1 protein-coding gene is annotated in these 856 nt (G+C 63.0%); it reads left to right on the top strand.

Annotated elements, in window-relative coordinates; all coding sequences use genetic code 11:
* Positions 1 to 856, top strand: an 856-nt coding sequence (locus EN879_RS37520) for a CHASE3 domain-containing protein (RefSeq protein ID WP_245493953.1), incomplete at both ends; no start/stop codon positions are given.

Here is an 856-nt window from a genome sequence, read left to right as displayed (position 1 = left end):
GTGCCATGCGATGGCAATCGCTCCCGCTTGTCGCAGGCTTTGCGGTGCTGGCGCTTATTGTCGCCAGCCGTGCCATGCTGGTCGAGGAACAGCGGGCCAACCGCGCCGCCGCGCGCGAGGCAATCGAATATCAGCAATTGCTTTCGGGTCTGCTTTCTCTGGCACAGGAAGCCGAGAACGGCCAGCGTGGCTACCTGCTGACCGGCGAGAAATCCTATCTCGAACCCTATCGGAGCGCTGTCGGCGCCATTCCGGGGCAACTTGCCCGTATCGACAGCTTGACCGCCCCCGACGACCAGTTCGTCCAGCCGATCAACCACATCAAGGACGCGCTTTCGCAAAAGCAGGCTGAACTGGCCGAGACGATTGCCCTGTACGACCAGGGCAATGCGACGAAAGCGCTGGATCTGATTCGCAGCGGCCAGGGCAAGGCAGTCATGGACGAAATCCGAACCAGCATGGATACGGTCCGACGCATCAGCGCCGCAGCCGTCGCCGCGCGCGACGCGCATACCGACCAGGTCGAGACCTGGCTACGCATCGGTTCGGTGGCGGCACTGCTGGCGATCTTCCTGCTTGCCGGCTACGCGATCAGGGAATCGCGCCGCCGCTTCCTTGAGGTGGCGGTCGCCCAGGAGGAGTTGGTGCGCAAGAACGTCGCGCTCGGCAGAGAGATCGAGACACGTGAAAAGGCAGAATCCCAGATCCGCCAGATGCACAAGATGGAGGCGGTCGGCCAGCTTACAGGCGGCATCGCCCACGACTTCAACAACATGCTGGCGGTGATCATCAGCGCCATGAACCTCGCCCAGCGCAAGCTGGCGCGCGGCGAGCACGACATCGCACAATTCATCGA

The sequence above is a fragment of the Mesorhizobium sp. M7A.F.Ca.AU.002.02.1.1 genome, assembly GCF_003998535.1.
GTDB classification, from domain to species: Bacteria; Pseudomonadota; Alphaproteobacteria; order Rhizobiales; family Rhizobiaceae; genus Mesorhizobium; species Mesorhizobium ciceri.
The sequence above is the reverse complement of the archived record's forward strand: the minus strand, read 5'-3'. Positions and strand labels throughout refer to the sequence as shown.